This is a genomic window from Amycolatopsis sp. NPDC098790 (genome assembly GCF_044759945.1).
In the GTDB taxonomy this organism is placed as follows: Bacteria; Actinomycetota; Actinomycetes; order Mycobacteriales; family Pseudonocardiaceae; genus Amycolatopsis.
Genome location: NZ_JBIWAI010000002.1, coordinates 1133904 through 1160262, shown reverse-complemented (window position 1 = coordinate 1160262; position 26359 = coordinate 1133904). Strand labels below are relative to the sequence as shown.

Sequence of the window (26359 nt, the reverse complement as noted above, 5' to 3'; positions counted from 1 at the left end):
GCAGGGCTTCAGTCGTCAGATGGCGATGAAATGGCGATGGGTCCCCGGTCGGGTGGCAGGCCCCGCCGGGACCGCAGGTGCGGGAACCAGGACACCAGCTTCGCCCGCTCTCCCGGATACAGCGACGCCAGCGACCGCTGCCACCGCTCTTCCAGGACGCCCAGGATCTGGTTCACCATCGCCGGCGTCACGTGGTCGTAGACCCGGGCGATGCCCTTCATCTTCTGCCCCAGCCGCGCGCGGCGCGCGACCTCCGGGATCCCATCCTCGGTCAGCCACGTGGCGTGCGTGTGCCGTCCTTCGTGGAACGTGAACATCGGCAGGATCGGCGGACGCCGCTCCCCCGCCCCGGACTCGTCCAGATCGACCCCGTCCCACGCGGGCCGCCAGAACCGGATCCGGAAGTTCGACCGCCGCCACGGATGTCCCTCGGGCGTGCACATGACGAACGGCTCCCGATGGCTGTCCAGCAGCTCCTCGTAGAGGACCGCGATCCCCGGCGGCAACGCCACGAACCGAGTCCCCGCCGGAGTTTTGGTCCGGCCCTTCTTGGGCCGGGAGTTGCCCCGCCTCGTCGGTGGCCGGCTCCGGCTGTCCGGCTGGTGATGATCATCACTCTTCCGGCCTCCCTTGTAGACCTTCCCGGCAACCTCCTTCAGCGGCGTCCGGATCTCGATGCCGCGCTTCTCGGAGTCGTACTCATGCCGCTGCTGCCCGACAAGTTCACCCCAACGGGCACCGGTGTAGAAGTCCATCAGGCACAACACGAACCCCGACATCCCGAGACCCCGCTCGTAGAGCCGCATCGCGGCCCTCAGTGCCTGCGCAGGCGTGGCCACCAACCGGTCAGCATCGAATTCGCCTTTGGACACGCGGACGCCGTTGCACGGGTTGGCCGGGATCATCCGCGCCCGCACGGCGCCGTTGAGGATGGTGGAGAACAACGCGAAGTACGAGGACACCGACGACTCGGCATAGTCCTCATGCAGCTCCGAGAGCCACCGTTCGATCTCGACGTACCCGTTGAAGATCGCGATCAACGGCCACGCCTTCCACTGGGGAAGCAGCTGACGGTCGAGGAACGACCGATACTTCGCGACCGTGTTCAGCTCCAGGCGCGGAGCCACCGCACCAAGCCACTCCTCGGCAAAGTCCTCGAACTGGGTCTCGCCATCACGCGGATCAAGCCACAGGTTCCGCCGGATCAACGCCTCCTGCTCCAACCCCCAATCCTGAGCCGCCTTCTCGGTCGGAAACCCTGACTTGCTCCCCCACGTCCCATCAGGACGCTTGTACCGGGCACGCCACTCCCCCGTGCCGGGGCTTTCCTGGCCGTAGGCCATCTTTCGCTCCTCTTCTTCTCTGTTACTCCGCCCGCATCACGCGGCACGGAAGTCCTGGGCGACGTCCGCAACGGACACCCGCCGCCGCGCCAGCTTCACCGGCTCGGCGCTGATCCGCACGATCTCGGCGACATCGGCGCGGGTGAACCGGTAGTGCTTCCCAAACCGGTGATGCGGCAGCACGCCGGCGGCGGCCTGGTCCTTCAACGTCCTCGGCGACAGCTGCAGCAGCTCCCCGACCTCTTCCGCGGTCAGCAGCGCATCCGGATCCGCCGGCGGCTCCGGCACAGTCGCGCGGACCGCGGCCGCGAGCTCCCGAATCGCGGCCGCTACGACATGGTCCTCGCCGTGTTCGGTTTTCATCACGTACCTCCACTTTTTCGTCGACTGCCAGAGGCAGATTCAGGGAAGTGTTCGCAACAGCACATAGCCATCCATGCCGACGAACTCACGAGCCGTCAACAGGGACTCGAAATAAACCCAAAGAACCTCGTCAACACAGGTACCGCCAACGCCGGGCGATTTCGGTCACGCTACTATTCGCCAGACCAGTAGTAAAACATCAACAAAAAGAAAGGTTGTCCAGATGGCCAAGAAGGTCACCATCGAGATATCCGACGACACGGACGGCAGCCCCGCCGACCAGACTGTCCCGTTCGGACTCGACGGCGTGTCCTACGAGATCGACCTGTCCAAAGCAAACGCTGCCGCGTTGCGCACGGCGATGGAGCCCTATGTGACAGCCGCTCGCCGCACCGGTGGCCGCCGCATCAAGGTTGCCGTCGGCCAGTCGACTGAGAGCACGAAGTCAGAACCGAAGGCAGGCACCGACTACACGGCGGCCCACGACATCCGCGCATGGGCTCAACAGAATGGATACGAGGTAGCCGGTCAAGGACGCATCTCCAAGTCTGTTGTCGAGGCATTCCGTTCATCTCGTCAGGACAGCGCCCCGAAGGCCTCCCGCAAACCTCGGACCGCAACGAAGCCCAACCGACGAACTCGGCGGAGCGAATGAAATTCGGGCAGGGACGAATACGGCCTTTCACGGTTGCGACTCTGGGACACTCACGCCTCTAACTCCGCCAGGCGGCTCCGCTGGAGACAAGTGATGACACATGCGGCAGGCTCCCGCGTGAACCGCACGCCTCCGGTTGCGTCGACGCCACCCTGCTTATGCTCAGCACATGCCGAAGAGGCCAACTCCGTTCCAGGCGATCGTGCACCTGGCGCGACAGCAGCTCGCGGCTCAGGGAGCGACGGTTACGGAGTCCCAGCTCCTCGTCGACAACGTGCTGGGCATCGAGCGCGAGGTCGACGTCGTCATCGAAGGAGAGCTCGACGGGGATCCATCGTCATCAGCATCGAGGTGATCGGGCGCAGCCGACCCGCCGACGTGACCTCGCTCCGGCTTCCCATGTGCCTGCGCTGCCGACAACTGTTGGTCTCCGCCGCTGGCCGTCGCGTACCTGTGCTCATAATCGGCTTGACCGAGACTCCGATCCTGCCTCCGCTTTTGGCAGTTACATGGACGGCCGACGTGTGCTCGAGGACTAGCTGACCTAGCCGTCGACGCGTTCGCGCGGTCGGCCGAGGTGTCCGTCGTCTTCAAAGTAGTGGAGCACATCAAAGCCGCGGGCGAACCGCATCATCAGCCGGCGGGTCACCGCAGCCGGCGCCGTCCCGAGCTCGCTAGTGCTGGCCAGCGTGCCGACCACGTACTCGTTCTCGCTGTAGAGGGACAGCTCGTCCACGTCGACGAACTCGGGTCTCCGGTTCTCTACGGCGGCGGGGAGCAGGACCATGCCGACCACTCCGGCGGCGAGCTGCCACCGGCCGGCGTAGCCGAACGTGGCGCCGACCGTCGAGGCCAGTTGCACCACGCTGCGGACCAGACCCAGGATCGTGCCCACCCGCACGAAGTACGAGGGTTCGTCGACAGCGTCAGTGTTCATGTTCGTCAGGCCGTTGGCGAAGAAGGTGATTGTCCCGTCGTCGCACATCTCCAGGTCCGACTCCGCAGACGAAAATGGCCCCTCGGTTGCCGCCCTGTCCGCCCGACGCCCAGGCAGGTGCATCGACCGCCAACCCATCCCCCGTGCTCTCGGCTCGACATACCTCGTGCGCCTCCACACATGCGAAGCCCCCTGCGCCACGGCGTCGGCGATCAGCGGGGCAAGCTCGTGAGCGACTAGGTGCTCAGTGAGCAGATCCGGCGGGCTGGCCAGCGGGCGCGCAACCACGTAGAGACGGACGCCGTCACGGTCCCTGACCTGGAACGGATCGCGGGCGATCTCCGCGTCGATCAGGTCTTCCGCCGCAAGTTGGTGGGTGCGGCGCACGGCGTGCAGACGCTCCACCTCGGCGTCGCCCAGCACTCGCTTCACTGTGTCTCCCCGGCCGTGGTACTTGCCGTCGACCATGTGCGGCGCCAGCGGGCTGGGCGGCACTTCCACGATCAGCACGCCCCGGTTCGGGCCGGCCGGGTCGTCCAGGTCGATGACCCGGTGGCACTGCACGAACAGCGGCGGGTCGCAGTGGTGACCGACGACCTGCTCGATCATCTCGGGCAGGCCGTCCAGCGGCTGCGGCGCGAGGGAGAAGGTGCCGGTGTCCTTGTCCTCAGCGATGCCGATCAGCAGCGCACCGCCGTCGTTGGCGAAAGAGGCCAGGTCGCGGGCGAACTCCTTCTTCGATGTCTTGCTGGTGCCGATCTCCCGCTTGGCGTCTAGCCAGTGCCCTTCGGCCAGCAGGCCGTCGCGGAGCACGGTCCGGACATCGTCCAACGTGCGGGGCTGCCAACGGGAGAGCCGGGGGCCCAGGTACAGCACGGGCGGCATGGACTCGGTCATGATGTCATCATCGCCGGAGAGGTCGAGAAGGGACAGTGAGGTCATGACCGAGCTCGACGAACATGGCCGGAACCTGGCCGAGCGCCAGCTCTGGTTGAATGCCGAGGACTTGGCTGGCATTGGCGGGTTGATGGCCCGTTGGCTCGAAGGCAACCTCAGCTACCAACCCGCCTACTACGGGTCAGCACCCGACGAGGAAACCGCCGAGCTGGTGCCGGTCCTGGCGGCGCTCAACCGCGCCGGGTTCGTCACCGAGTTCTCCCAGCCCGGGATTCAGCTCACCAACGGGAGCGCGCAGCGCGCCGCTGTCGGCGGCTTCTGCGACGACGCCATGCTGTTGAACCTGAAGGTCGCCACCTTCGGCACCGACCTGGTGATGCTGCGCTTCGCGTCCGGCGACACCGGCGAAGGAAGCGTCGTGGTCACCCTCGACGAACGGGAGGAGTACACATTCCTCGGCAGGACGGAAGGACCGGACGATCTTGAGCACGGCTACGGCGAAGACCTTTCCCCAGCAGGGTTAACAGCGCTGATCGACGCGTGGCAGATCCACCTGTTCGACCCGGTCTGGGGACGTAACGACCTGCTCTGGCCGCTGCTCACCGACACCGTCGAATTGCTGACACCAAGGTGAAGCACGCACGGTGACATCTCGATGACACAGCTCACATTCCGCGCCGGTCGTCGGCGAGCAGCTGCGCGTGCCGGGGCTCGGTGCTCGACCAGTACGGCCTTTCCGCGCTCGGCAGCGGACGCGGCGTGCGACACGTTCGCGCGCCGCCCCGACCGACGACGACCTGTTCTCCACCGACATCGACGCGCGGCCCGACCGTGTCGCGGCCTGCCCTGCTCCGGTCATCACGTCGCGCTGTCGGACCAGTGGGCCCTACGTCTGGCTGGACGTCTGGTCGCGGGTCGGCGGGTGAATCATCTGCACGTTCGAGACGCCACCCTGATTCAAACAGTCCTCGGCGAGATCGTGCACGTGCCAGTAGAAGTCCACCGAAGACTCCGAAGCGCTCACCGTCGTCTCGACGGGCGTGTACCGGTGGAGAGGAGTCGACACATCGGCGTAGTCGTAGCCCATGTTGTCCCGCGTCAGGATCATGAGCGGCAGATCGCCACTCCACTCGATCCCGACCCGAATGTCGTATTCGTCATTGCCTGTCGCTTCCGCGGTCGTGCACAGGAGAGCCATCAGGTCTGCGATCGCGCACTCGACAGCGACCGATCTGACGTGTCGGCCTTCGAGCCATTCGCCGCTACGCGCCCGGTGGCCACCGACGACGGCTGCGAGAGTCACCGAGCCATCGTGATGGATGCTGATCCACGACTCCTTCCACGCCGAACTGCTCTCCGTCGCCGTGTTCACCGCGACCCACCGACGCAACCCGGGACGAGGGTTCCGTAGATCCACACTTTCCAGCGGATGAATCCCGCTACGCCCCGCATACACCAAGGCCAACTCCTCGGTCTTCGACAGAACCTGCCGAGCCTCGTCGCGCGTGATACGCGTCCGAAGAGCCGGGACACGCGGGTGCGCCACCGCGATCAGCCAGGCACGCATCGCGCTGCTACGACCGGTTGCAGCATCAGCGAACAAGGTGTCAAGAGCCTCCGTCGCGTGCCGGCGCTCGTCAAACCGAGCTCGGTACATAGCCTCGATCTGACGCTCTTTCATCCACACGGTATCGGCGTCGTTGCGTACCGGCGCACCGAAGTACTCGTTCCGGTAGATCAGATGCGGCCCGTCGACGCTCGCGGGGACCTCGACGATCACGGCCCGTTCACCCTCAGTGCCAAGGCGGTGCACCTTCAGACCGAAGACCGGCGGAGAGATCGCGGTGATTGCCACGCTGCGCAGCGAACGCTCATAGTTCTCGTCAAAGTCACCCACGTCGACCCGGCTGACCGCCGCCTTCTGCAACTCGCGCACGCCGAACACGATCACACCGCCACCGCTGTTAGCCATCGCCGCAACGTCTTTGGGGAAATCGGTCTGCGCCATTCCCTTCGCCGGCGGCAGTTCGGACTTCCAGTCGAGGTCACTCGACTCCGGGACACCTAAGGCCACAGCTCGGTTGAGGAGTGCGTCACTCAGCGGCTCGGGGTCAGCCCCGGCTGCCCGATGAAGAGCGGTGAAGGTCATTCGACAAGAGTAGGGGCCATGCCCGACGAGAAACCGGTTTGCCCCACGGCGAGTCCCTGGCGACAGGCGCGGATGCGGGCTGGTCCTCGCCGCTGAGGCGGGGCACGCCCCCAGCCGAACGGCCGCGACGCCGGGCGCGGCTCTTGTGCAACTCCACTCAGCTTCGATTTGACACCGCCGATCTCCTGACGCAGGATCAGTGCCACGTAGTCGTACTTGTGTTCGATTACGTCGCTGGCTTCCCACAGCGACTTTGGCGTGGCGGGGAAGTCTTTCGCGGCGTTCAACTTGTGTGTAGGCGGTCACTGACCGCGCCATCGTCAATCTAACGACAATCTTGGAACGACGGCGCTTCTACATATCGCTCGCGCAGCTGGAAGAGGCCATTGTCGGGGGTCACGGGTGGGCATCGGCTGGTCCGAGTGGCTGCGGTCGGCGCCGATGGTGGCAGGGGCCAGCATCAGCACCCGAACCTGTTCCTGGTCACCACCGTGGCCGCGCTCGGAGCGGCTGCCGCCGTGCTCGGCCTGGCGATGCGCCGGGCCGCGAGCGGCTCGGCGGAAACGCCGGCCGCCGCGGCCCGGTGATCACCGGGCGAGCACCTCGCGGACGGTGGCCAGGTCCCGGTCGCCGAGGCCGGCCTCCGTCGCGCGGTCGTAGACGTCCTGCAGCACGGCGAGCAGCGTTTCGGGGGCTCCCGCGGCATCCGCGGCGGCGCGGATGTGCCGGAGATCCTTGACCGCGGCGCGGACGGGGCTGAACACCTCGTCGCTCGCGCCGGTGAGCTGGGCGTGGCGGTAGTGCAGGTACGCACTGTCGACGTTCGATCCGGTGACCGCCTGAATGAACAGCGCCGGGTTCAGACCGAACGACTCGGCCAGCACGGCCGCCTGCGCGGCCATCGCGTTGGTGCCGAAGAGCCACGTGTTGCACGTCAGCTTCAGCAGGCTCGCCCCGCCAGGGCGGTCCGCGACGTCGACGACGTTCGACGCGAGCGCCTCGACCACGGGAGCCGCCACCCGCTTGTGCTCGGGCGCGCCGGCGACCATCAGAGTGAGTTCGCCGCGGCGGGCGGGGCCGGGGTTGCCGAGGAACGGTGCATCGACGAGCGCGAGACCAAGGCGCCCCGCGGTCTCCACGACCTTACTGATGTCCGGCCCGACGGTCGCACTCTGCAGCACGATCGCATCCGGTGCCAGGGCCGGCGCGACCTGGTCGAGGACGTCGAGAACCGCGGGTGCGTCGAACACGGTGACGAGGACGACATCGGCCGAGCGCACAGCTTCGGCCGCGGTCGGACAGACCAGCACGCCGTCGGCCTCGAGAGGCCGGGCTCGCGCTTCGGTCCTGTTCCACGCCCGGACCGCAAAGCCGCGCTCTCGTAGCCGCTGCGCCATCGCGAATCCCGCATCGCCCGTCCCGAGGACTGCCACGCTCTGCATGTCACCTCTCCTGACTCGTCAACTTGACACATCAACTTACTCGGCGCCACTATACCTCGATGGGAACCGACGCACGCCGCGCCGCCGGAGGCGGGGCACTCAACGCAGACGAAACCGAGCTCTGGCGGGCGTTCTTGCGCTTCAGCGGAGACGTGAGGTCCGCGGTCGAAAGCGCCCTGTTCGCCGCCACCGGGCTCTCCGGCGCGGACTTCCAGATCCTGGCCCGCCTGCACGAGGCCGAGGAGTGTCGGCTGAGCCAGAAGCAGCTGGGTGAGCTCATGGGCTGGACCGCGACGCGGTTGTCGCACCAGCTCGCGCGGATGCAGGGCAGGGGTTTCGTCGGCCGGGCTCCGACGGGACGCGGCCGTCTCATGACGATCTCGTTGGCGGACCGGGGACTACAGGCCTACGAATCGGCGCTGCCAGTCCACGCCCAGGCGGTGCGAGCGCATTTCTTCAGCCACCTCGACCCCGTCGACTTCGAGACCGGTCTGCGCTTCCTCGTCGGCGATGAACCCCATCCCGACGATCGTGATGGGAGCGGTGTGGTTCCAAGGCGAGGAAGGCGATCGGACAGCTGACTCGATCGACCAACTGCACACGTAGCGCTCGAGTCCGCGCTGCGCGGCGATTCTGCTTCCGTGCCGCTGGGTGCCCACTCACTCGGCGTAGTGATTGCTCGTGGCAGCAGGATGACAGGCGACCGCACATGGAAAGGTGTTGGAACGGGCGAAACCCCCTCTGTCCAGCGGACGGATGAGCCTTCGACGCCGGTCGGCGCCACGGCGGTCGCTGACTGCCTTTACCGACGACTTCCGCCCCCGTAGGCCCGCCGCGATCCAGAGGTATTGGGCTCCGTTGCTGATTCTGCCGACGTGGTCGGGTCGAGGGCGGCACAGGCGGCAGGGCACGCGGGCGAGCAGCACTTCCGTTGCCCGGCGAGCGAGGTTCCGCCGCCGTCACCGGAGGATGTGCAACGCCGTCGTCGACACAGCAGCGTCGACAGCGCCCTCCAGGAGCCAGCCGTCGTCACCGAGGCCGACGTGGAGGTACTCGATCTTCGCGTCGGCTGGGACGGACGCGCGGGCGAGCGCGAGCAGGAACGGGTCGTTGTCGATCCCGACGACCCGCGCGTGCGGCAGGCGCCCGGCGAGCCGGGTCGCCAGGGAACCGGGCCCACAGCCGAGGTCGAGCACCACCGGCTCGGCGACGTCCCGGGTGACGTGTTCGACGACGTCGATCAGCACGTGGAACCGTTCCTCGCGGTCGGCGATGTAGCGCTCCTGCTGCGCGTTCCACCGCCGGACCCACTTTTCCGCCAGTTTCCCGTCCACCCGGCCTCCCTCCGTGATCTTGATCCTGTGTAGCACACGGGAACCATGGGCTACCGTGTGTCCGACAACTGAAACAAGGCACCCAGTCGGGGGAAGCCGGTGTGAATCCGGCGCTGTCCCGCAACCGTGAACGGCCGTGGCCGTGAGCCGGAATGCCCGCCGGGTGCCTGCCAACCCGAGGTAGCCGATACCCCGAACCTGACCTCCGCTGGTCAAGCCAGCCTCGCTGCATAGGTCGTTATACATCGAGCTGTCAGCCGATTCACTGAGCCGATTGGGCGAACGATGTCGAATACGCCGTCATGAGGCGACGGCCTGGCGCGGTCGCGGAACTGCTTTCGGTGGCCGTCACCATCGCGCTGACCGGCGCGGCAAGCTTGCTCACCACGCTGCTGCTGCGCAACACCGTCACGAAAGGTGCGCGAATAACTGCGGATTCGGCAAGGGAAATACGTGAAGGCGAGAGATCCGAGGAAACCGAAGTAAATTGGTCAGATTTTCGCCGGAAGGACATCGAGCCGAAGCCGATACCTCCGGATTACCGCGTTGAGTGATCAAGACGCAACCGCATTCGGCCGATCAGTTATATTTCGGAACGTCGATTACATCGATTGCCGGGTGGACACCTCCCCCACCTGACATGGGATACTCGATCTCAGCCACGGGTGCCGGCAGGACACACACGACACCAAGGCCAACAGTTTTTCTATCGGCGCCGGCGGCGACCAGGTCACCGTGGCCACCCGCGGGGTAGGGCCGGCGCATCCAGGCAGTGCAGTGCGTCGGGACGCCGTCGGCGAACAGCTTGATCCCGCCCGCCCGCAGCATCTCGTCGCCCCCGAAGGACGCGCTGCCCAGTTCGCGTTCCAAGTCGACCGCCGCGCTGGTCGGTGGCGGCCGCGGGTGGCGTACCGCTTCACCCCGACCGGCGAGCGACTGCGTCCGGTCCTCGAAGTCATGGCGGACTGGGCGTTGACCGTCACCGATCAGCAGCCGGCGCACACGCCCTGAGGTGTTGACGGCCGCCCGACAGGCACTGGGCGTCAGGCGGCCGAGGGGTTCAGTCTCCTTCCGGCCGGGTCGGCACCGCGGTCCCGACCCGAAGCTCCGGTTCGCGCAGGTGGAACAGCTCGGCGAACTCCCGCATCCGCGCCGCGCGGTAGGCTGCGACACCCTGGGGATCGAACACGTAGAAGCCGATGCCGTCCTGCAGGCCGCGGTGGCCGGACGTCATGTTCTCCTCGATGACGTCGGGATGGCGGAACCGGTCGCCGAGCTGGGCGGCCAGGTAGCGGGAGGCGTAGAAGAGGATGTCGCCGCCGCCCCAGTCGATGAACTCCAGTGGCCCGAGCACCGAGAACCGCGGGCCGAGCCCGGCGCGCACGGCGAGGTCGATGTCGGCCGGGCTCGCCACGCCCTCTTCGACCATGCGAGCCGCCTCGTTCATCACCAGTGCCTGCAGCCGCGGCACGATGTAGCCCGCCGTTGGTCCGCACACCACCGGGATCTTGCCGAGGCGCTCCAGCAGGCCGGTCAGCCTCGCCACGGCGTCCGGCGCGGTGGCGTCGCTTCGGCTGACCTCGACCAGCGGCATCACGTCCGCCGGGTTGAGCCAGTGCGCGTTGACCGCCCGCTCCGGCCGCTCGACCAGTTCGGCGATCTCGGTGACCAGGAAGGTCGACGTCGTCGAGGCGATCACCGCGTCCCCGGCGACCTCGGCGCACACCCAGGCCAGCACCTCCTGTTTGACCTCCAGCACCTCCGGCACCGCCTCGAACACGACCGCCGCACCGGAGAGCGCGCCCGGCTCGCGGCCGCACACGGTCAACCACGCCAGCGCGTCCTCGTCGAGTCTCCCGGCGAGTTCCGCGCGGACCCGATCGGCGTAGGCACGTCGTTCGTCCTCGGTGCGGTCCTTGACGTCGGCCAGTACCACGGGAAAGCCGGCCGCGAGGCAGGTCAGCGCGATGCCCTCTCCCATGCGGCCGGCGCCGATCACGGCGATCTCGTCGTTCACGACAGGAAGCCCTCCCGCAGCAGGTGGGCCAGCTCGGGCCCGGACAGTCCGGCCAGCCCGAGGTTTTCGAGCGTGCGCCCCTCGGCGTAGAGGTCGCGCCCGGTGACCGCGGTGGCGAGGCTCAGCAGTCCCGCCGCGACCGGCGTCGGCACGCCGGCCCAGCGGCCGACCGACACCAGCAGCGACAGGCCCAGCCGCGTGTCCTCGAGCATGTACCGGTGGGTCATCAGGTCGATCTTCTCGCGCCAGTCGCCGCTGTCGGTGAGCTTCTCGTGCGCGGCCCGGCCGTACATCCACTCGTCACCGTCGGAGGCGTAGTGGTCGGCCAGCGGGAAGTGCGGCGCGCCGTAGCCCAGCGCCTCGCGCAGTGCGACGCGCTCGGCGTCCAGCGCGTCCGTGACACGCCGGATGGCGGGCTGGGTGCCCTCGTTGTGGATGTCCCACGCGTCGAAGTGCTCCAGCGGCCCGGCGTTCATCAGGATCAGCGGCGGGTGGATGACCGGACCGGCGTTCATCAGCGCGCCGCTCAGGCCGTCCTCGCTCTCCTCCACGCTTGGGTAGGTCGCACGCAGCACGTCGAACGCCTTGCCGGCCAGCCGCGCCGGGAACACGCCGGTGGGCAGCCGGGTCGCGTAGCCGCTGATCACCACTTCGGTGTCGCCGTGTCGCCGGGCCAGGTAGGGCAGCGTGCCGGTCTCGGCGAACGCGACGTCGGCCGGGTTGCCCGCGTCCGCAAGGGTCTTGCCGAACAGGACCGATCCGAACGTGCCCGGCGGCAGGAACACCACCTGGCCGTCGGTGAGCAGCGGGGCGAGCCGAGCGGCCAGGTCCTCGTGCGTGGTCGAAGGCAGCGGGATGACGATCAGCGCCGCGTCCCGCACCGCCTCGGCGAGGTCGGTGACCAGCGCGTTCACCACGACCTGGCGCGTGCCCCGGTGATCGCGCACCGTGATCGACCTGGCGTCGCGGAGAGCTTCGTGCGCTGCGGCATCACGCCGCCACCACCGCACGTCGTGCCCCTTCTCGGTCAGTTCGGCCGCCGCGGCCCAGCACCCGTGGCCACCACCCAGCACAGCAATCCGCATCTAGCGCGCTCCTTCCGATTGAACGATCGGTTCGCCAGCCTCGCGCTCGGCGGCCAGGCTGCGTCGGAAGTGACGGCATCCCCGCCACAAGAGCAGCACCGTCAGCACCGAGGCGAGACCGTAGACAATGGACAGTGACGACCCGACCATCTTCGGGTCGCCGAAGACGCGGTCGGTGACCAGCGCGACGAGCGTGGTGCCCAGCGCGAGCGCGATGAGGTTCGAGATCAGCAGGAAGATCGCCGACACCTGGGCCCGCATCTGGTTCGGGCTGAGCACCTGCATCGCGGCGGTGGAAGCCGGCATCGGGAAGGAGGCGAAGAACATCGCGACGGCCAGCAGCACCAGCGACACCCACAGCTGACCGACCTGCGTGAACGCGACGACCGGAACGGTCATGCCCAGCGCACCGATCACCCCGGCCCGCATGGCGGCGTCGGGGTGACCGCGCCGCGCGAGCCGGTCGATCAGCCAGCCGGCGAACAGCACGCCGCTGCCGTTGGCCACCAGCACCACGACGCCGAGCAGGTAGCCGGCTTGGGTGGAGGTCAGGCCGAAGGCACGGATGTAGAAGGCGGGGGTCCAGGCCATCATCCCGAGCAGCACCAGCGCGTAGAACGAGAACCCGAGGTAGTGGACGGCGAAGGTACGGCGGTGCCGTCCCAGGAAAGCGAACACGTTGCGCAGCGCGACCTTTTCCACGCCGCCGTCCGCATCGCGCCGGAGCCCGCGACGCCGCGGGTCGCGCACCGTGAGGAAGACCAGCACCGCCAGGACGATCCCGGGCAGCCCGACGATCAGGAACGTCAGCTGCCACGCACGGACCGCGCCGAGCACCGGCAGCGCGACCGCGTCGACCGACTTGAGCAGGTTGATGACGTACCCGCCGATGATGAACGCGGCAGCGCCACCGAGGAACGAACCCAGGGAGTAGATCCCGTACGCGCGGCCCAGCTTGTTCTTCGGGAACATGTCGCTGAACATGGAATAGGCGGCGGGAGACAGCGCAGCCTCCCCTACGCCGACACCGATCCGCGCGAGGAAAAGGTGCACGAACCCCTTCGCCAGCCCCGAGGCGGCGGTCGCCAAGCTCCAGAACGCGACCCCGATCGAGATGATCAGCGGGCGGGAACGCTTGTCCGCGAGGATCGCGATGGGCAGGCCCATCACCGAGTACAGCAGGGAGAACGCCAACCCGTTGAGCAAGCTGAACTGCGTGTCGGTGAGGTGCAGGTCGCGCTTGATCGGCTCGATCATCAGCGACAGGATCTGCCGGTCGACGAACGAGAACACGTAGGCGAGCATGCAGATCGCCACGACGTACCACTGGTAACGGTAGGACTTTCGTTCTACGAGGAGAGAATCGTCGATCATCCGCAGGCCTTCCGACTTCGTCGTCAGATGTGCCGATTCGGCGAGCACCGAACTGGGGTGGCTTGGCAAGTAACGTATTGCCCGACAGGCCACGCCCACCACTGGTGTCTTCCACCATCGATGCCCGGGTTTTTCCGGAGCCGACTGAAGAAATCCCCTACGCCGAGCCTCTGCAGCCCCGGCCACGGTGGCGAATCAAGTCACCTCGTCGCCGGCCAGGTGCTCTGCGGCGACCAGCCCTTCGCCGGCTCCGGCAGCGAGTCACCGGCAGCGGAGGACGAAGCCGCGGATCCCGCCTGACCACCTCGCAGCGGGATCGGACGAAGTGCGCGTTGCGCCAGGGAGAAGGTCTGGAAGCGAGAGCTCCGGTGTCACGCGGCCGCCAGTTCGGCATCCAACGCCGACATCACTGCAGACAAGGCCGGGTTTTCGTCGCCACGACGCCAGGCCAACGCCAGCTCCACCGAACCGGCGTTCTCGAGGTCGCGGAACACCGCGCCCTCGAACGGCACGGCGCGGACTCCGGCCGGAAGCACCGCCAAACCCAGTCCTGCCGCTACCAACGCCAGCAGCACCGCCGTGCCCTGGGCCGTGTGCGCGCGCCGGGGCGCGAAGCCGACTGCTTGACAGGCGTGGAAGACCGCTGCGTTGACCACCGAGTCCGGCGCCGCGTACGCGATGAAGTCTTGGTCGGCCAGGTCCTCGAGCCGAATCGACGCGCGAGCGGAGAGCGGGTGACTCGACGGCAGCGCGACCGCCAGCTCTTCCGTCGCGAACGTGCGGGCTTCGATGCCCTCCCCGACGACCGGCGGTCGGAGCACCGCCAGGTCCAAGGTGCCTTCGCGGAGCCGGTCACATTGGACCGGGGTGACCAGGTCAGCATGGATCTCGAGCGCGATCGACGGCAGGCTGTGCTGGACGGTCCGCGCGATCAGCGGCAGGTGCGTGTGCGCCGCCGTGCCGGTCAAGCCGAGGCGGACGAGGCCCACCCAGCCGTCCGCGATCTTGCGGACACCCCGGACACTCGCATCGACGGCTTCGAGGATCCTTCGGGTCTCGCCGAGGAAGAACTCACCCGCCGCGGTGAGGGAGACCCGGCGAGTCGTGCGCACCAGCAGCGTGGCCCCCAGCTCGTTCTCGAGCTGGCGGATCGCCTGGGACAGCGCGGGCTGGGCGATGTGCAGCTGGGCTGCTGTCCTGCTGAAGTGACAGGCCTCGGCGACCGCGGCGAAGTACCGCAGCTGACGTAGCTCCATCGCGGTCCTCCGGATTGATAAGAGCGGCGACTCGGTTGGAACCGGCATCTTATAACTGAAACTTTTCGATTGACAAGTTTCACCCTCCCGGCTGACTCTGGTCCACGTCACAGGCGGTGCCCCGCAACTGGCGCCGCCCCCTGGATCCCGCCTCGCGGGCCTGGCGGAGGCGCTCAATGTCGAACGCGGAAACACCCCGAACCAGCTTGAAGCGAGACGCCTTCGGCGTTCCCAGCATCCTGTTCTTCGTCCTGTCGGCTCAGGCGCCGTTGACCAGCATCGTCGGTGCAGCCTGCCTGGCCATCGCGATGGGCAACGGCGCAGGAGCACCAGGCGCCTACCTCGCCGTGGGCCTGGTGGTGATCCTCTTCTCCGTCGGCTTCACGACGATCACCCGCCACCTCGACACCCGCGGCGGGTTCTTCGCCGTCATCCGGGCCGGCCTCGGGCTGCGCAGTGGCGCCGGCGGCTCCCTGCTGGCCCTACTGTCCTACAACGCCGTCCAGTTCGCGATGTACGGCCTGTTCGGCGCCAGCATGGCCGGCCTCATCGGCCGCACCGCCGGATTCAGCTCGCCCTGGTGGGTGTGGTCCCTCGCGGCGATCGCCCTCGTATGGTTCCTCGGCTCGCGCAAGGTTGAGCTCGGTGCCCGCGTGCTCGCCGTACTCGTCGCGTTCGAACTGCTCCTGCTCATCGCCTTCGGGATCGGCGTGCTGGCCACCCGTGGGCTGAGTTCCCTGGACGTCGCCGGCAGTTTCAGCCCGACCGCGGTCCTGGCCGGTGCCCCCGGTGTCGCGATCATGTTCGCGATCGCCTCCATGTTCGGGTTCGAATCCACCGCGATCTACGCCGGTGAGGCCAAGGATCCGAAGAGGACGATCCCGCGCGCGACCTACATTGCGGTCACCCTCATCGCCGTGTTCCTGGCCCTCGTCACGTGGATGCTCGTCGCCTACTATGGTGCGGCGCAGGTCCAGGACCAAGCCACCCAAGTCCTGGGCAGCGACCCGGCCCTCTTCGCTTTGACCCCCCTCGAGAGCGTGCTGGGAGGGTGGGCGAGCACCGCCGCGGACGTACTGCTGTGCACGTCGCTGTTCGCCGGTGTGCTGGCCTTTCACAACATGATCACCCGCTACTTCCACGCGATGGCCGGCAGCTGCCTCTTCCCCGCCATCCTCGAACGCACCAACCGCCACCAGGCACCGGCGAACGCTTCGGCGGCGCAATCCTTCGCCGCCTGCGCGGCCATTGCCCCGTTCGCGATCCTCGGTCTGGACCCGGTGGCGAAGCTGTTCAGCTGGTTCAGCGGCCTGGCCGTGGCCACGCTCATCGTGCTCTACACCCTCACCTCTGTCGCCGTGATCGCCTACTTCAGGCGCCACCCGGTCGAGACCGGCCGCTGGGCCACCCTGATCGCGCCGGGGCTCTCCACGGTGCTGATGCTCGGCATCCTCGCGCTGGTGCTCAACAACTTCGGCGTGCTCACCGGCGGCGACGCCACCACCGTCGTCCTCCTGCTCATCACGATCCCGGTCAGCTTCGCCCTCGGCTGGAGCCGCGTGCGCGGCGGCACGCGCGCACCGGCCACGGCCGAAGTCGCCGACCTCGCCTGAACATTCGATTCACCGACGACGCAAGGAAGAAGATGTCCCTGCAGACACTGCCCACCACCGACGAGCTGCCGGCCGCCGGCGGTGCCCGCCATCCCCTCGGCCCTCTCGGGCCGGATGAAGTCCGGCACGCGCGGGCGATCGTCGACGCGGCGGGACTTACGAGCGCGCACAGCCGGTTCTCCTACGTAATGCTCCGCGAACCGGCGAAGACCGACGTCCTGGCGTGGGACGGAACTCACGAGCTGGCCAGGGAAGTCTCCCTGCTGATGACCGATGTGGACACTCTGAGGGTGATCGCCCTCGTCGTCGACTTGTCCGCAGACCGCGTGGCATCGAAGACCGAACTCGATCCCGCGACGGCGGGATTCGGGCCGTGTCTGGACGAGGACTACGAGTTGGTCGACCAGGTCGTCAAAGCGGACCCGGGCTGGGTGGCGGCGCTCGCCAAGCGCGGCGTCACCGATCTCGCCAAGGTCAAGCCGGTGCCGCTGTCGGCGGGCGTGTTCGGCTACGACGACGAGATCGGCACGCGGGTTTACCGGGTCCTCAGCTTCTACCAGGACCACCCCACCGACTCCGCGTGGGCGCACCCCGTCGGCGGCGTGATCGCCCACGTCGACGTCGCCAGCCGACGCGTGCTGCGGGTCGTGGAGACTGACGTCGAGCACGTTCCCCGGGAGTCCGGCGACTACGTCGACGAGGTGGTTCGCGGCCCCGAGCGCACCGACCTCAAGCCGATCTCCATCACCCAGCCCGAAGGCGTCTCCTTCACGGTCGAGGACAACGTCCTGCGCTGGCAGAACTGGTCGGTCCGCATCGGCTTCAACGGCCGCGAAGGCCTGACGCTGCACCAGCTCTCCTACGACGACCACGGAACCGAGCGGCCGATCCTCTACCGCGCTTCGATCGCCGAGATGGTCGTCAACTACGGCGATCCCGGTCCGACCCACGGCTGGCAGAACTACTTCGACCTCGGCGAGTACCAGTTCGGGCGGCTCGCCAACTCCCTCGAGCTCGGCTGCGACTGCCTGGGCGAGATCACCTACCTCGACGCCGTCGTCGTCGACGACCACTGCGCACCGGTCACCATCCGCAACGCGATCTGCATCCACGAAGAGGACTACGGCGTCCTGTGGAAGCACAACGACATCTTCTCCGGCTCCTCCGAGACCCGCCGGCAGCGGCGCGTCGTCGTATCGTTCTTCGGCACCGTCGGCAACTACGACTACGGCTTCTACTGGTACCTCTACCTCGACGGCACGATCGAGCTGGAGGCCAAGGCCACCGGCATCCCCTTCCCCTCCGGCTACGACGGGCAGGACCCGCACTTCACCGAGCTGGCTCCCGGGCTCGGCGCGCCGGCGCACCAGCACCTGTTCTCCGCTCGCCTCGACTTCGCCGTCGACGGCATCCGCAACCACGTCGACGAACTCGACGTCGCGCCGGTACCGATGGGCGAGGGCAACCCGTGGGGCAACGCGATCGCCCGCACGAAGACGCGGCTGCGGACCGAGCAGGCAGCGCGACGCCAGGCGGCCGGCCACCTCAGCCGCGTGTGGGCCGTTTCGAGCGCCGAGCGCACCAACCGCCTGGGCGACCCGACCTCCTACGTGCTCTACCCCGAAGGGCAGCCGGCGCTGCTGGCCGACCCCGCCTCGTCGATCGCCGCGCGGGCCACCTTCGCCCGGCACCACCTCTGGGTCACCCGCTACGACCGCGACGAGCTCTGGCCGGCCGGCTACACGGTCAACCAGAACCCCGGCGGCGACGGCCTGCCCGCCTACGCGTCGGCGGACCGCGACATCGACGGCCAGGACCTCGTCGTGTGGCACACCTTCGGGCTCACGCACTTCGTGCGGCCCGAGGACTGGCCGATCATGCCGGTCGACTACACCGGCTTCAAGCTGAAGCCACACGGCTTCTTCGACCGCAACCCGACCCTCGACGTCCCCGACCTCAACCGCGACCGGACCGACAGCTGCTGTACCGCCGACCATGACCACCACTGACCTCGCCCGTCGCACGGTCGCCGTCGTCGCGGCGGGCGGCGGCGTCGGCCACCTCGCCATGGCGGCGACCGGCGGGTGGGCGTTCGCCCTCATGGGGGTGCTGTGCCTGCCCTGCGCGGTCCACCTGTGGCGGCACGACACCCGGCGCTCGTGGAGCATGGTGGCCTTCGGCGCCGTCGGCATGGTCGCCGTCCACATCGGCCTCGTCGTGCACTCCCCCGCCGGCTCAGGTCATCATCACCTGGCCGTGACGGCGACGTCTTCCCACAGCCCCGCTCACCTCCTCGTCCTGACGATGCTCGAGGCGCTCGTGGTCGCCGGGGTGCTCTGGGCCGCACCGTCTCCGTCCCCCATCCTCCCGAGCAGGAGTACGCCATGACCACCACCATCGCACCGACCGAGCTGTTCCTCGCCGGCCGCTGGACTTCCGGCGGCGCCGGCACCCTCGCGACCGTCAACCCGAGCACCGGCGAGACGCTGGCCGAGGTCGCTTCCGCGAGTGCCGAGGACGTCGACACCGCGGTCGCGGCGGCCACGGACGCGCTGCGCGGCGACTGGGCGGCCGTCCCGCCGTCGCAGAAGGGGAACCTGCTCACCAAGCTCGCAGACCTCGTCGAGCGCGACGCCGAGGCCCTCGCCCGGCTGGAAGCCCTGGAGATCGGGGTTCCGTTCGGCTTCGCGAGCGCGCTGTTCGTACCCAACCTGATCGGCTCGCTGCGCTACTACGCCGGCTGGGCCGACAAGATCAACGGCGAACTGGTCGTCAACGACGGTTACTTCGGTGCCCCCACCCACGCCTACACCCGCCGTGAGCCGGTCGGCGTCATCGCGGCGATCGTGCCGTGGAACGCCCCGCTGATGATCCTCGGCTGGAAGCTCGCCCCGGCGCTGGCTACGGGCAACGCCGTCATCGTCAAGCCAGCCGAGGACGCTTCCCTGGCGATCCTGCACCTGGCCAAGCTGGTCGAGGAAGCCGGCTTCCCCGCCGGAACCGTGCAGGTGTTGCCGGGCGCCGGCGCGGTGGTCGGCGAGGCACTCGCCGTGCACCCGGGCGTGCACAAGGTCAGCTTCACCGGCTCGACCGAGACCGGCCGCCGGATCCTGCGCAACTCCGCGGGCAACTTCAAGCGCACCACGCTGGAGCTCGGCGGCAAGTCACCGCAGATCGTCTTCGAGGACGCCAATCTCGACTCGGCGATCCGCGGCGCCGCGATGGGCATCTTCTCGAACCAGGGGCAGGTGTGCGCCGCCGGCACCCGCATCTTCGTCCACCGCTCGATCCACGACGCCGTGCTCGACGGGCTGAAGATCGCGGCCGAAGCGCAGATCGTCGGTGACCCGTTCGAGGCCTCGACGACGATGGGCCCGCTGATCAACCGCGCCCAGCGGGACAAGGTGCTCGGCTACGTCGAGAAGGGCCAGGCCGAAGGCGCGAAGCTGGTCACCGGCGGGACGACGGCCGACGGTCCCGGCTTCTTCGTCAACCCGGCGGTGTTCGCCGGCACCAACGACCAGGTGATCGCCCGTGAGGAGATCTTCGGCCCGGTCGGAACGGTGATCCCCTTCGACGACGACGCAGAGGCCATCGCGCTGGCCAACGACAACGACTACGGCCTCGCCGCCACCGTCTGGACCACCGACCTGAGCCGGGCCCACACCGTCTCCGCCGCTCTGCAGGCGGGCGCGGTCGGGGTGAACGGCTGGTCCCCGCTCGGCCCGCAGCTGCCCTGGGGCGGGCTGAAGGCCAGCGGCGTCGGCCGCGAGCTGGGCTATGAAGGCATCCTCGCCAACACCGAGGCCAAGACCGTCACGATCGTTCTGTGAGGTGAACCCGATGTCCTTGGAAGAGACCGTCGCCGACCTGGCCCGCCGCGTCGGCGTCCTGGAGGCCGAGGCGGAGATCCGCCGGGTCCAGGCGCGCTACATGTTCCTCTGCGACACCCCGTGTCCCGAGTTCGGCGTGCTCGACGACGACCACCGCATCGACCTCATCCTGGAGCTCTACACCGAAGACGCCGTCTGGGAAGGCGTCGGCGAGTACTACGACGGCCAGTTCGGAAGGGCCGAAGGCGCCGACGCCATCCGGGCGCACTTCCAGCGGTTCTGGGGCGAGAAGAAGGACCCCGAGCTGCTGCTCAACGCCCACTACCTGACCTCGGAGCAGATCCACGTCGAGGGGGACGAGGCGGCCGGGCAGTGGATCCACATGCAGCCCTGGCTGTTCTCCGACGGCAAGGCGCTGCTGCGCTCCAGCCGCCTCAACAACGCCTTTCGCCGTACCGGCGACACGTGGAAAATCACCCGCACCCGCACCGAAAACGTGTTCATCGCTCCCCTGGCTCCCGGGTGGGCGAGCGACTACCCGTCGGCGTCGGTGCTGATGAAGCCATGACCGCCGCGATGTCCCAGGAGGTGGGCGAGGTGACGCGCGAGCCGGTGGTGCACGTCGTCGACGACGACGAGGACCTGCGCCAGTCGCTGGTGTTCCTCCTGGAAAGCGTCGGGGTGCAGGCGCTCACCTACCCCGACGCGAGGTCGTTCCTCGAGGAGTTCGATCCCGCCGAGCCGGCGGTGGTGATCGTGGACGTGCGGATGCCGGTCGTCAGCGGCTTCCAGCTGCAGGAGAAGCTGGTCGAGCTGGACTACCCGGCCCCTGTGGTGTTCTGCTCTGCGCACGGTGACATCCCGATGTCGGTGCGCGCGCTCACCGCGGGAGCGGTCGACTTCCTGGAGAAGCCGTACCAGCCGCAGCGGATGGTGGAGGTCGTGCAGGCGCAGCTCATCGAGGCGCGCCGCCGGTTCGCCGAGCACGCCGAGCGGCACGCCGTCGGCGAGCGGCTGGAAGCGCTGACCCAGCGGGAACGCGAAGTGCTCCGGCTGGTCGTCGAGGGGTTGCCCAGCCAGGTCATCGCGCACCAGCTGGGGACCAGCGTCAAGACCGTCGACGTCCACCGGGCCCGGATCAAGGCGAAGACGGGGGCGGACAGCCTCGGCACGCTCGTGCGGGACATCCTGACCCACCGGGTCACCGTCTAGCCCCGCAGCCGACCCTCCACCCAGCGAGCCGCGCCCAGCAACGCGGCTTCTTCTCGTACCCGGCCGACGAGCTGGATCCCCAGCGGCAGGCCGCCGTCGCTGCGCAAGCCCGGCACGGTGGCGACGGGCAGCCCGAGCGCCTGCCACGGGCGGCTCATCACGGGGTCGCCGGTGGCCGACAGCCCGGCCGGCGCCGGGCCCGGAGCCGCGGGGGCCAGCACGGCGTCGTAGGACGCGCAGAGCTCGGCGAGCCGCCGCCCACCCGCGGCGATCATCGCCTGGGCCTGTTCGTAGTCCTCACGCGGCATCGCGGCGCCGGTCCGGAGGAGGTTCGCCAGTTGCTCGCTCAGGCGGTCGGCCACCGCCAGCTCCGCGGCGCGTTCCCGAGCCGCCTCGTACGCCATGACGACCGGGTGCGCGGCCGTCAGCGAGGCGACCAGGCCCGGATCGGGGAACTCTTCGACCACGGCGCCGGCCGATCCCAGCCTCGCCGCGACAGCCTCGACAGCGGGCCGCACTTCGCCGCCTCCGTGCCACACGAGCAGGCGTGGCGGACGCGGCGGAACCTCGGGGTCGCCCGTCAACGCGGACCAGGCCAGCGCGGTGTCCGAGGTCGTCGCGGCGAGCAGGCCGTGGCTGTCGAGGCTGGGGCTGAGCCCGGTGACGCCGTCGACCGGGATCCGGCCGCGGCTCATCACCAGCGCCGCGACCCCGCAGAACGAGGCGGGCCGGGTGACCGACCCGGCGGTCTGCGATCCCAGCGCCAGCGGGACGTGCCCGGCGGCGACGGCCGCGGCCGAACCGCTCGACGAGCCGCCCGGCGTGTGTCCGGGCGCGGCCGGGTTCGCGGTCGGCCCGGGCGAGAAGAAGGCGAACTCGGTGGTGACGGTCTTCCCGATCGGCACGGCACCGGCACGACGCCACTGCTCGACGATCGCGGCGTCGGAAGCAGCCGGTGGCGCGTCGGTTCGCAGGGCGGAGCCACAGCGTGTCGGCAGCCCGGCCAGGTCGATGATGTCCTTCACCGCCAGCGGCACCCCGCCCAGCGGACCGGTCGCGGCGGGTTCCACCGACGGTAGCTGCGCCACCCAGGCGCGCAGCTCGGCGTCGGTGGCGACGATCCGTTTGCGCGCCCGGGCCACGGCAGCCTCGGGGGTAGTCCGGCCGGCGGCGAGGTCGGCGACCAGTGCGCGCAGCGACCAGGGCTGGTAGGCGGTCACGACCGGGCCCACTCGGCGTCGGCGATCCAGTAGTCCATGCCGCTCGCGCTGACCGCGTGCCGCCAGTCGGAGGTGCGCCGCAGCAGCGGTTCGACCCGGGCAGTCACGGCGTCAGCCGCGTCCGGGCCGTCGGCCGGGACCTGCCAGTGCACCCAGTTCAGCTCACGGCCTTCGGCGTCGTGGGTGAACAGGTCCACGTGCCGCCAGCCGTAGCCGTGGGTATCGTTGTAGCAGGTCAGGGTCATGCGGGCGTCGTCCACTTCGGCCTCTCCTTCACGCGCTCAGCTCGGCCGCGGCGAGGGCGTGGAACTTGCGCTGGAAGTAGACCAGCGCGCCGCTGCCCTCTTGCGTCAGCACCTTCTCGACCTCGACGAACAGCACGGAGTGCGAGCCCTGCGGCTGCTCGGCGACGATCCGGCCGACCAGCGACGCCGAAGCGCCGCGCAGCACGGGAACGCCTTCGGACTCGAGGTCCCAGTCGGCCGAGCCGAACCGCTCGGCGGTCGGCACCCGGGTCGCGCCGGCGAAGTGCATCGCCAGCTCCTCCTGCCCGGCGCCGAGGACGTTGACGCAGATGCGGCCGTTGGCCGCCAAGATCGAGTGGGAGCGGCTGGACCGGTTGACGCACACGAGCACCGTCGGCGGCGAGTCGGTGACCGAGCAGGCCGCACTCACCGTCATGCCGGCGAGGCCGTGCGGGCCGTCGGTGGTGACCACGTTGACCGCCGCGGAGAGGTTGGCCATGGCGGTGCGGAAGTCGCGCTGGGTCCGGGTCAGCTCGGACACGGTTCCTCCAAGGGGCGGGAGTGGTGAGCAGGGCCAGTACCGGAACTGCCTCCGACCGTACGGAGCCGGTCACCGTGGCGGATATCGAGAGTTCCCCCGGCCCGGCTGAAGATTTCCTTACGTGGCTTCGGCCGAGGGCAGCGAGAACCCGAACCGGGAGCCGCCTTCCGGCCGGTGCTCGGCCCAGATGCGCCCGTGCTGGCGGGTGATGACCCGGTAGCTCAGCGCCAGTCCGATCCCGCTGCCGTGTTCCTTGGCCGTGAAGGACTCTTCGAACGGGTCCCGGGGGAAGCCGCGACCGCGGTCGTCGACCGTGACCACCCCGGCGCCGTCGCCCGCACTGGTTCTGATCACCACCTGCCGCCGCTCCTGGGGGCACTCGGCCATCTCGTCGAGAGCGTTGAAGCAGAAGTTCAGCACCACCTGGCCGGTCAGCACGCGTTCGCAGCGGACCGGCACCGGCGCAGGCGAGCGCTCGAACCGCACGTCGACGCCCGCGGACTCGGCACGAAGGCGGACGAAGTACAGGCATTCCTCGACGACGTCGTTGAGGTCGGCGACCTGGCGCACGTGCTCGAGGTGCCCGACGAACGCCCGCACCGACTCCACGATCGTGCTCGCCCGTTCGATCTGGCGCACCGCGCTGTCGATGCCGTAAACGACACGCTCGGCGTCGACGGCCTGATCACGCGGCCGGACGCCGGCGAGGAAGTTCCCCGCGGCGGCCAGGGGCTGCCCGAGCTCGTGGGCGATCGCCATCGCCATGTCCCCCATCGCGGTGTACCGCGCCAGGTAGTTCTCGCGGTGCAGCTCGCGCTCCCGGCGCACCTCGCCGAGCACGCGTTCGGAGACGTCGTGCAGCAGCATCAGCAGCGCGTCGCCGTCCGCCTCCGTCAAGCGCTCCAGGCTGCCTTCCAGCCACACCGCCTGACGTCCGTCGCGAGCGGGGATCTCCAGCTGGACGCGGGTGACCGGGTCTGCTCGATCCCGGGCCGCCGGCCACGCGGCGTCCCGGCCGTCCAGCCGCAGCGTGGCGTGGTCGCTCAGCAGTCCGAGCGGCCGATCGGGGTCGGCGCCGAGCATCGACACGGCCGTGTCGGTGGCGAACCGCAGCGCGCCCGAGCAGTCGAGCATCAGCGCGACGGCCGAGGTGTGGTGGGCCAGCGCGTCGACCCACGTCGTGGTCAGCCGCAGGCGACGCTCGACTTCCTGCTCGCGCTCGATGTCGCGGAACTGCACCATGACCGCGGGCCCCTGGGCCAGGTCGACCCGCACGGCGACCGCGTCGGTGGGAATCACGCGGCCGGACTTGGTGCGGTAGTGCCACTCGATGCGGCTGGCGCCCTTCTCGACCGCCTCCTGAAGCCAGGCCCGGCCGATCACCCGGTCGTACTGCTGCGCGGAGCTGCTCATGTCGTTGGCCTTGAGCGGACGCAGCTCGGTGACGCTCCACTCGAGCATTTCGCACGCCGCGGGGTTGGCCCACAGGATGTTCTTCGTCGCGCCGTCGTGCACCAGCACGCACATCCGGCTGGCGTGCAGCATCGCCACGAAGTCGGGCGCCGTCAGCTCGGGTGAACGCGGGTCGACCGTCATCGGGCCAGCGTAAGCGCGGTGTCCGGGGCCTGCACTGAAGGAATCCCCTACGGCGGCAGAGGCAATACCAATTCCGCGCGACCGGGCCCGTTCGTACCGTCGGTAATCACCCAGCACAACGAGGAGCTGAGATGGCCACCTTCGACGAAGTGCTTTCCGAGCTCGCCGAGCGCCGGGAGCAGTTCCAGCAGCAGCGCTACGTTCCGCGTGACTTCATCGCGCGACTCAAGGAGATCGGTATCTACCGGTCCGCCACGCCCGCGAAGTTCGGCGGGGAGCCGCTGCCGCCGGCGGAGTTCCTCGACCGGATCGAGCGGATCTCGGCGGTCGACGGGTCGACGGGCTGGGTCGCCAGCTTCGGCTCGGCACTGGTCTACCTCGCGGCCCTGCCCGTCGAGACGCAGGCGGAGCTGTACAAGGACGGCCCGGACGTGGCCTTCGCCGGTGGGCTCTTCCCGATCCAGCCGGTCACCCCGACCGATCGCGGCTTCCGGGTCGACGGCCGGTGGAAGTTCGCCAGCGGCAGCATGGGCGCCGACGTCCTGGGCGTCGGCATCCCCGGTGACGAATCGACCGCCGGAAAGCCGCGCACCGCGGTGCTGCGGCCCGATCAGGTCGAGATCATCCAGGAGTGGGACGTCGTCGGCATGCGCGGCACCGGCTCGTTCGACCTGGTCGTCCACGACGTCGAGGTGCCGCGCGAGTGGACGTTCATCCGCGGCGGCGAGCCCACGATCGACGAACCGCTCTACCGCTACCCCACCATCGCCTACGCCTCCCAGGTCCTCGCGGTCGTCGGCGCCGGCGTCGCGCGTGCCGCGCTGGACTACGCCCGCGAGGCCGGCGCCGGGTACAAGGGCGTCACCGGCGCGCCGAAGCTGGCCGACCGCGCCTACTACCGCACCGCCGTCGCCACCGCCGAAGCCGCGCTGCGCTCGGCCCGCGCGTGGTTCTACGAGCTGAGCCACGAGGTCTGGGAAACCGTCGTCGCCGGCGACGATGCCAGCGATGAGCAGAACGCCCAGCTGCGGCTGGCTTCGGCCCACCTGGCGAAGACGTCGTCCGACGTCGTTTCCCAGCTGGTCGAAATCTCGGGCACCGCACCGATCTACACGACCCACCCGCTGCGACCGCTGCAGGGCGACGCCCTCGTGCCCAAGCAGCACGCCTTCCTCGGCCCGGCCATCTACGACGCCGCCGGCGCCGTCCTGATGGGACAGCCGGCCACCACCCCCGGCTTCCGCTGA

At 68.9% G+C, this 26359-nt stretch carries 28 protein-coding genes and 1 riboswitch; of the genes, 14 read left to right on the top strand and 14 right to left on the bottom strand.

What is annotated here, in order from left to right:
* Positions 1-8 precede the first annotated feature (8 nt).
* Positions 9-1343, bottom strand: coding sequence for a tyrosine-type recombinase/integrase (locus ACIQWX_RS19085; protein WP_400872324.1), 1335 nt, complete (start codon positions 1341-1343; stop codon positions 9-11).
* Between the two features lie 36 nt (positions 1344-1379).
* Complete coding sequence (locus ACIQWX_RS19080) at positions 1380-1706, bottom strand: helix-turn-helix domain-containing protein (RefSeq protein WP_400872321.1); 327 nt, start codon at positions 1704-1706, stop codon at positions 1380-1382.
* Positions 1707-1929: 223 nt separating this feature from the next.
* Here ACIQWX_RS19080 and ACIQWX_RS19075 point away from each other — a divergent pair, with 223 nt between their 5' ends.
* Positions 1930-2361, top strand: a complete 432-nt coding sequence (locus ACIQWX_RS19075; RefSeq protein ID WP_400872318.1) for an Lsr2 family protein — start codon at positions 1930-1932, stop codon at positions 2359-2361.
* Between the two features lie 169 nt (positions 2362-2530).
* Positions 2531-2716 carry a hypothetical protein gene (locus tag ACIQWX_RS19070; RefSeq protein ID WP_400872315.1) on the top strand — a complete coding sequence of 62 codons (186 nt, stop codon included), beginning with the start codon at positions 2531-2533 and terminating at the stop codon, positions 2714-2716.
* Between the two features lie 189 nt (positions 2717-2905).
* On the opposite strand, the gene ACIQWX_RS19065 is transcribed toward ACIQWX_RS19070, so the two are convergent.
* The gene (locus ACIQWX_RS19065) at positions 2906-4240 is read right to left on the bottom strand and encodes a helix-turn-helix domain-containing protein (protein ID WP_400872312.1); all 1335 of its coding nucleotides are present in this window, start codon (positions 4238-4240) and stop codon (positions 2906-2908) included.
* On the opposite strand from ACIQWX_RS19065, the gene ACIQWX_RS19060 reads away from it, so the two are divergent.
* A complete protein-coding gene (locus tag ACIQWX_RS19060; RefSeq protein ID WP_400872309.1) occupies positions 4239-4829 on the top strand; it encodes a DUF6919 domain-containing protein in 591 nt (196 codons plus the stop codon). The genes ACIQWX_RS19065 and ACIQWX_RS19060 overlap by 2 nt on opposite strands.
* Before the next feature lie 252 nt (positions 4830-5081).
* Here the strand turns inward: ACIQWX_RS19060 and ACIQWX_RS19055 are convergent, their stop codons facing one another.
* A complete protein-coding gene (locus ACIQWX_RS19055; RefSeq protein ID WP_400872306.1) occupies positions 5082-6344 on the bottom strand; it encodes a helix-turn-helix domain-containing protein in 1263 nt (420 codons plus the stop codon).
* A 422-nt stretch (positions 6345-6766) separates the two neighbouring features.
* Here ACIQWX_RS19055 and ACIQWX_RS19050 point away from each other — a divergent pair, with 422 nt between their 5' ends.
* Positions 6767-6931, top strand: coding sequence for a hypothetical protein (locus ACIQWX_RS19050; RefSeq protein ID WP_400872303.1), 165 nt, complete (start codon positions 6767-6769; stop codon positions 6929-6931).
* Here ACIQWX_RS19050 and ACIQWX_RS19045 read toward each other — a convergent pair whose 3' ends face one another.
* Positions 6932-7786 carry an NAD(P)-dependent oxidoreductase gene (locus ACIQWX_RS19045; protein ID WP_400872300.1) on the bottom strand — a complete coding sequence of 285 codons (855 nt, stop codon included), beginning with the start codon at positions 7784-7786 and terminating at the stop codon, positions 6932-6934.
* Between the two features lie 59 nt (positions 7787-7845).
* Between ACIQWX_RS19045 and ACIQWX_RS19040 the strand changes: the two genes are divergently transcribed.
* On the top strand, positions 7846-8367 hold the full coding sequence (locus ACIQWX_RS19040) for a MarR family winged helix-turn-helix transcriptional regulator (RefSeq protein ID WP_400872297.1): 522 nt from the start codon (positions 7846-7848) through the stop codon (positions 8365-8367).
* A gap of 378 nt (positions 8368-8745) precedes the next feature.
* Here the strand turns inward: ACIQWX_RS19040 and ACIQWX_RS19035 are convergent, their stop codons facing one another.
* Complete coding sequence (locus ACIQWX_RS19035) at positions 8746-9120, bottom strand: class I SAM-dependent methyltransferase (protein ID WP_400872294.1); 375 nt, start codon at positions 9118-9120, stop codon at positions 8746-8748.
* Positions 9121-9186: 66 nt separating this feature from the next.
* Positions 9187-9299, top strand: a riboswitch (cobalamin riboswitch).
* A gap of 162 nt (positions 9300-9461) precedes the next feature.
* Here ACIQWX_RS19035 and ACIQWX_RS19030 point away from each other — a divergent pair.
* Positions 9462-9674 (top strand): hypothetical protein, encoded by a 213-nt coding sequence (locus ACIQWX_RS19030; RefSeq protein WP_400872292.1) that lies wholly within the window; start codon positions 9462-9464, stop codon positions 9672-9674.
* Positions 9675-9855: 181 nt separating this feature from the next.
* Complete coding sequence (locus tag ACIQWX_RS19025) at positions 9856-10131, top strand: winged helix-turn-helix transcriptional regulator (RefSeq protein WP_400872289.1); 276 nt, start codon at positions 9856-9858, stop codon at positions 10129-10131.
* Between the two features lie 49 nt (positions 10132-10180).
* Here ACIQWX_RS19025 and ACIQWX_RS19020 read toward each other — a convergent pair whose 3' ends face one another.
* The 4 genes from ACIQWX_RS19020 to ACIQWX_RS19005 form a co-directional block, all read right to left on the bottom strand.
* A complete protein-coding gene (locus ACIQWX_RS19020) occupies positions 10181-11137 on the bottom strand; it encodes a 3-hydroxyacyl-CoA dehydrogenase NAD-binding domain-containing protein (protein ID WP_400872287.1) in 957 nt (318 codons plus the stop codon).
* Positions 11134-12222: an NAD/NADP octopine/nopaline dehydrogenase family protein gene (locus ACIQWX_RS19015; RefSeq protein WP_400872284.1), complete on the bottom strand. Its 1089-nt coding sequence runs from the start codon at positions 12220-12222 to the stop codon at positions 11134-11136. Before ACIQWX_RS19015 ends, ACIQWX_RS19020 begins: the two co-directional genes overlap by 4 nt.
* Positions 12223-13596, bottom strand: a complete 1374-nt coding sequence (locus tag ACIQWX_RS19010) for a spinster family MFS transporter (protein WP_400872282.1) — start codon at positions 13594-13596, stop codon at positions 12223-12225.
* Positions 13597-13967: 371 nt separating this feature from the next.
* Positions 13968-14852 carry a LysR substrate-binding domain-containing protein gene (locus ACIQWX_RS19005; RefSeq protein ID WP_400872279.1) on the bottom strand — a complete coding sequence of 295 codons (885 nt, stop codon included), beginning with the start codon at positions 14850-14852 and terminating at the stop codon, positions 13968-13970.
* A 206-nt stretch (positions 14853-15058) separates the two neighbouring features.
* On the opposite strand from ACIQWX_RS19005, the gene ACIQWX_RS19000 reads away from it, so the two are divergent.
* Genes ACIQWX_RS19000 through ACIQWX_RS18975 form a run of 6 tightly spaced genes read left to right on the top strand, consistent with a single transcriptional unit; the run spans position 15059 to position 21510 of the window.
* Positions 15059-16465, top strand: coding sequence for an APC family permease (locus ACIQWX_RS19000; protein ID WP_400872276.1), 1407 nt, complete (start codon positions 15059-15061; stop codon positions 16463-16465).
* A 32-nt stretch (positions 16466-16497) separates the two neighbouring features.
* Positions 16498-18474, top strand: a complete 1977-nt coding sequence (locus tag ACIQWX_RS18995; protein WP_400872273.1) for a primary-amine oxidase — start codon at positions 16498-16500, stop codon at positions 18472-18474.
* On the top strand, positions 18461-18853 hold the full coding sequence (locus ACIQWX_RS18990; RefSeq protein WP_400872270.1) for a hypothetical protein: 393 nt from the start codon (positions 18461-18463) through the stop codon (positions 18851-18853). The genes ACIQWX_RS18995 and ACIQWX_RS18990 overlap by 14 nt, the downstream gene beginning before the upstream one ends.
* Complete coding sequence (locus tag ACIQWX_RS18985) at positions 18850-20298, top strand: aldehyde dehydrogenase family protein (protein ID WP_400872267.1); 1449 nt, start codon at positions 18850-18852, stop codon at positions 20296-20298. The genes ACIQWX_RS18990 and ACIQWX_RS18985 overlap by 4 nt, the downstream gene beginning before the upstream one ends.
* A 10-nt stretch (positions 20299-20308) precedes the next feature.
* Positions 20309-20866: a nuclear transport factor 2 family protein gene (locus ACIQWX_RS18980; protein WP_400872265.1), complete on the top strand. Its 558-nt coding sequence runs from the start codon at positions 20309-20311 to the stop codon at positions 20864-20866.
* The gene (locus tag ACIQWX_RS18975; RefSeq protein WP_400872264.1) at positions 20863-21510 is read left to right on the top strand and encodes a response regulator transcription factor; all 648 of its coding nucleotides are present in this window, start codon (positions 20863-20865) and stop codon (positions 21508-21510) included. The genes ACIQWX_RS18980 and ACIQWX_RS18975 overlap by 4 nt, the downstream gene beginning before the upstream one ends.
* Here ACIQWX_RS18975 and ACIQWX_RS18970 read toward each other — a convergent pair.
* From ACIQWX_RS18970 to ACIQWX_RS18955, 4 genes are all read right to left on the bottom strand, one after another.
* Positions 21507-22730: an amidase gene (locus tag ACIQWX_RS18970; RefSeq protein WP_400872261.1), complete on the bottom strand. Its 1224-nt coding sequence runs from the start codon at positions 22728-22730 to the stop codon at positions 21507-21509. The two genes, ACIQWX_RS18975 and ACIQWX_RS18970, sit on opposite strands and share 4 nt — an antisense overlap.
* Positions 22727-22990, bottom strand: coding sequence for a hypothetical protein (locus ACIQWX_RS18965; protein ID WP_400872259.1), 264 nt, complete (start codon positions 22988-22990; stop codon positions 22727-22729). Before ACIQWX_RS18965 ends, ACIQWX_RS18970 begins: the two co-directional genes overlap by 4 nt.
* Before the next feature lie 13 nt (positions 22991-23003).
* Positions 23004-23516 (bottom strand): flavin reductase, encoded by a 513-nt coding sequence (locus tag ACIQWX_RS18960; protein ID WP_400872256.1) that lies wholly within the window; start codon positions 23514-23516, stop codon positions 23004-23006.
* A gap of 117 nt (positions 23517-23633) precedes the next feature.
* Positions 23634-25112 (bottom strand): ATP-binding protein, encoded by a 1479-nt coding sequence (locus ACIQWX_RS18955; RefSeq protein ID WP_400872253.1) that lies wholly within the window; start codon positions 25110-25112, stop codon positions 23634-23636.
* A gap of 131 nt (positions 25113-25243) precedes the next feature.
* Here ACIQWX_RS18955 and ACIQWX_RS18950 point away from each other — a divergent pair, with 131 nt between their 5' ends.
* On the top strand, positions 25244-26359 hold the full coding sequence (locus tag ACIQWX_RS18950; protein WP_400872250.1) for an acyl-CoA dehydrogenase family protein: 1116 nt from the start codon (positions 25244-25246) through the stop codon (positions 26357-26359).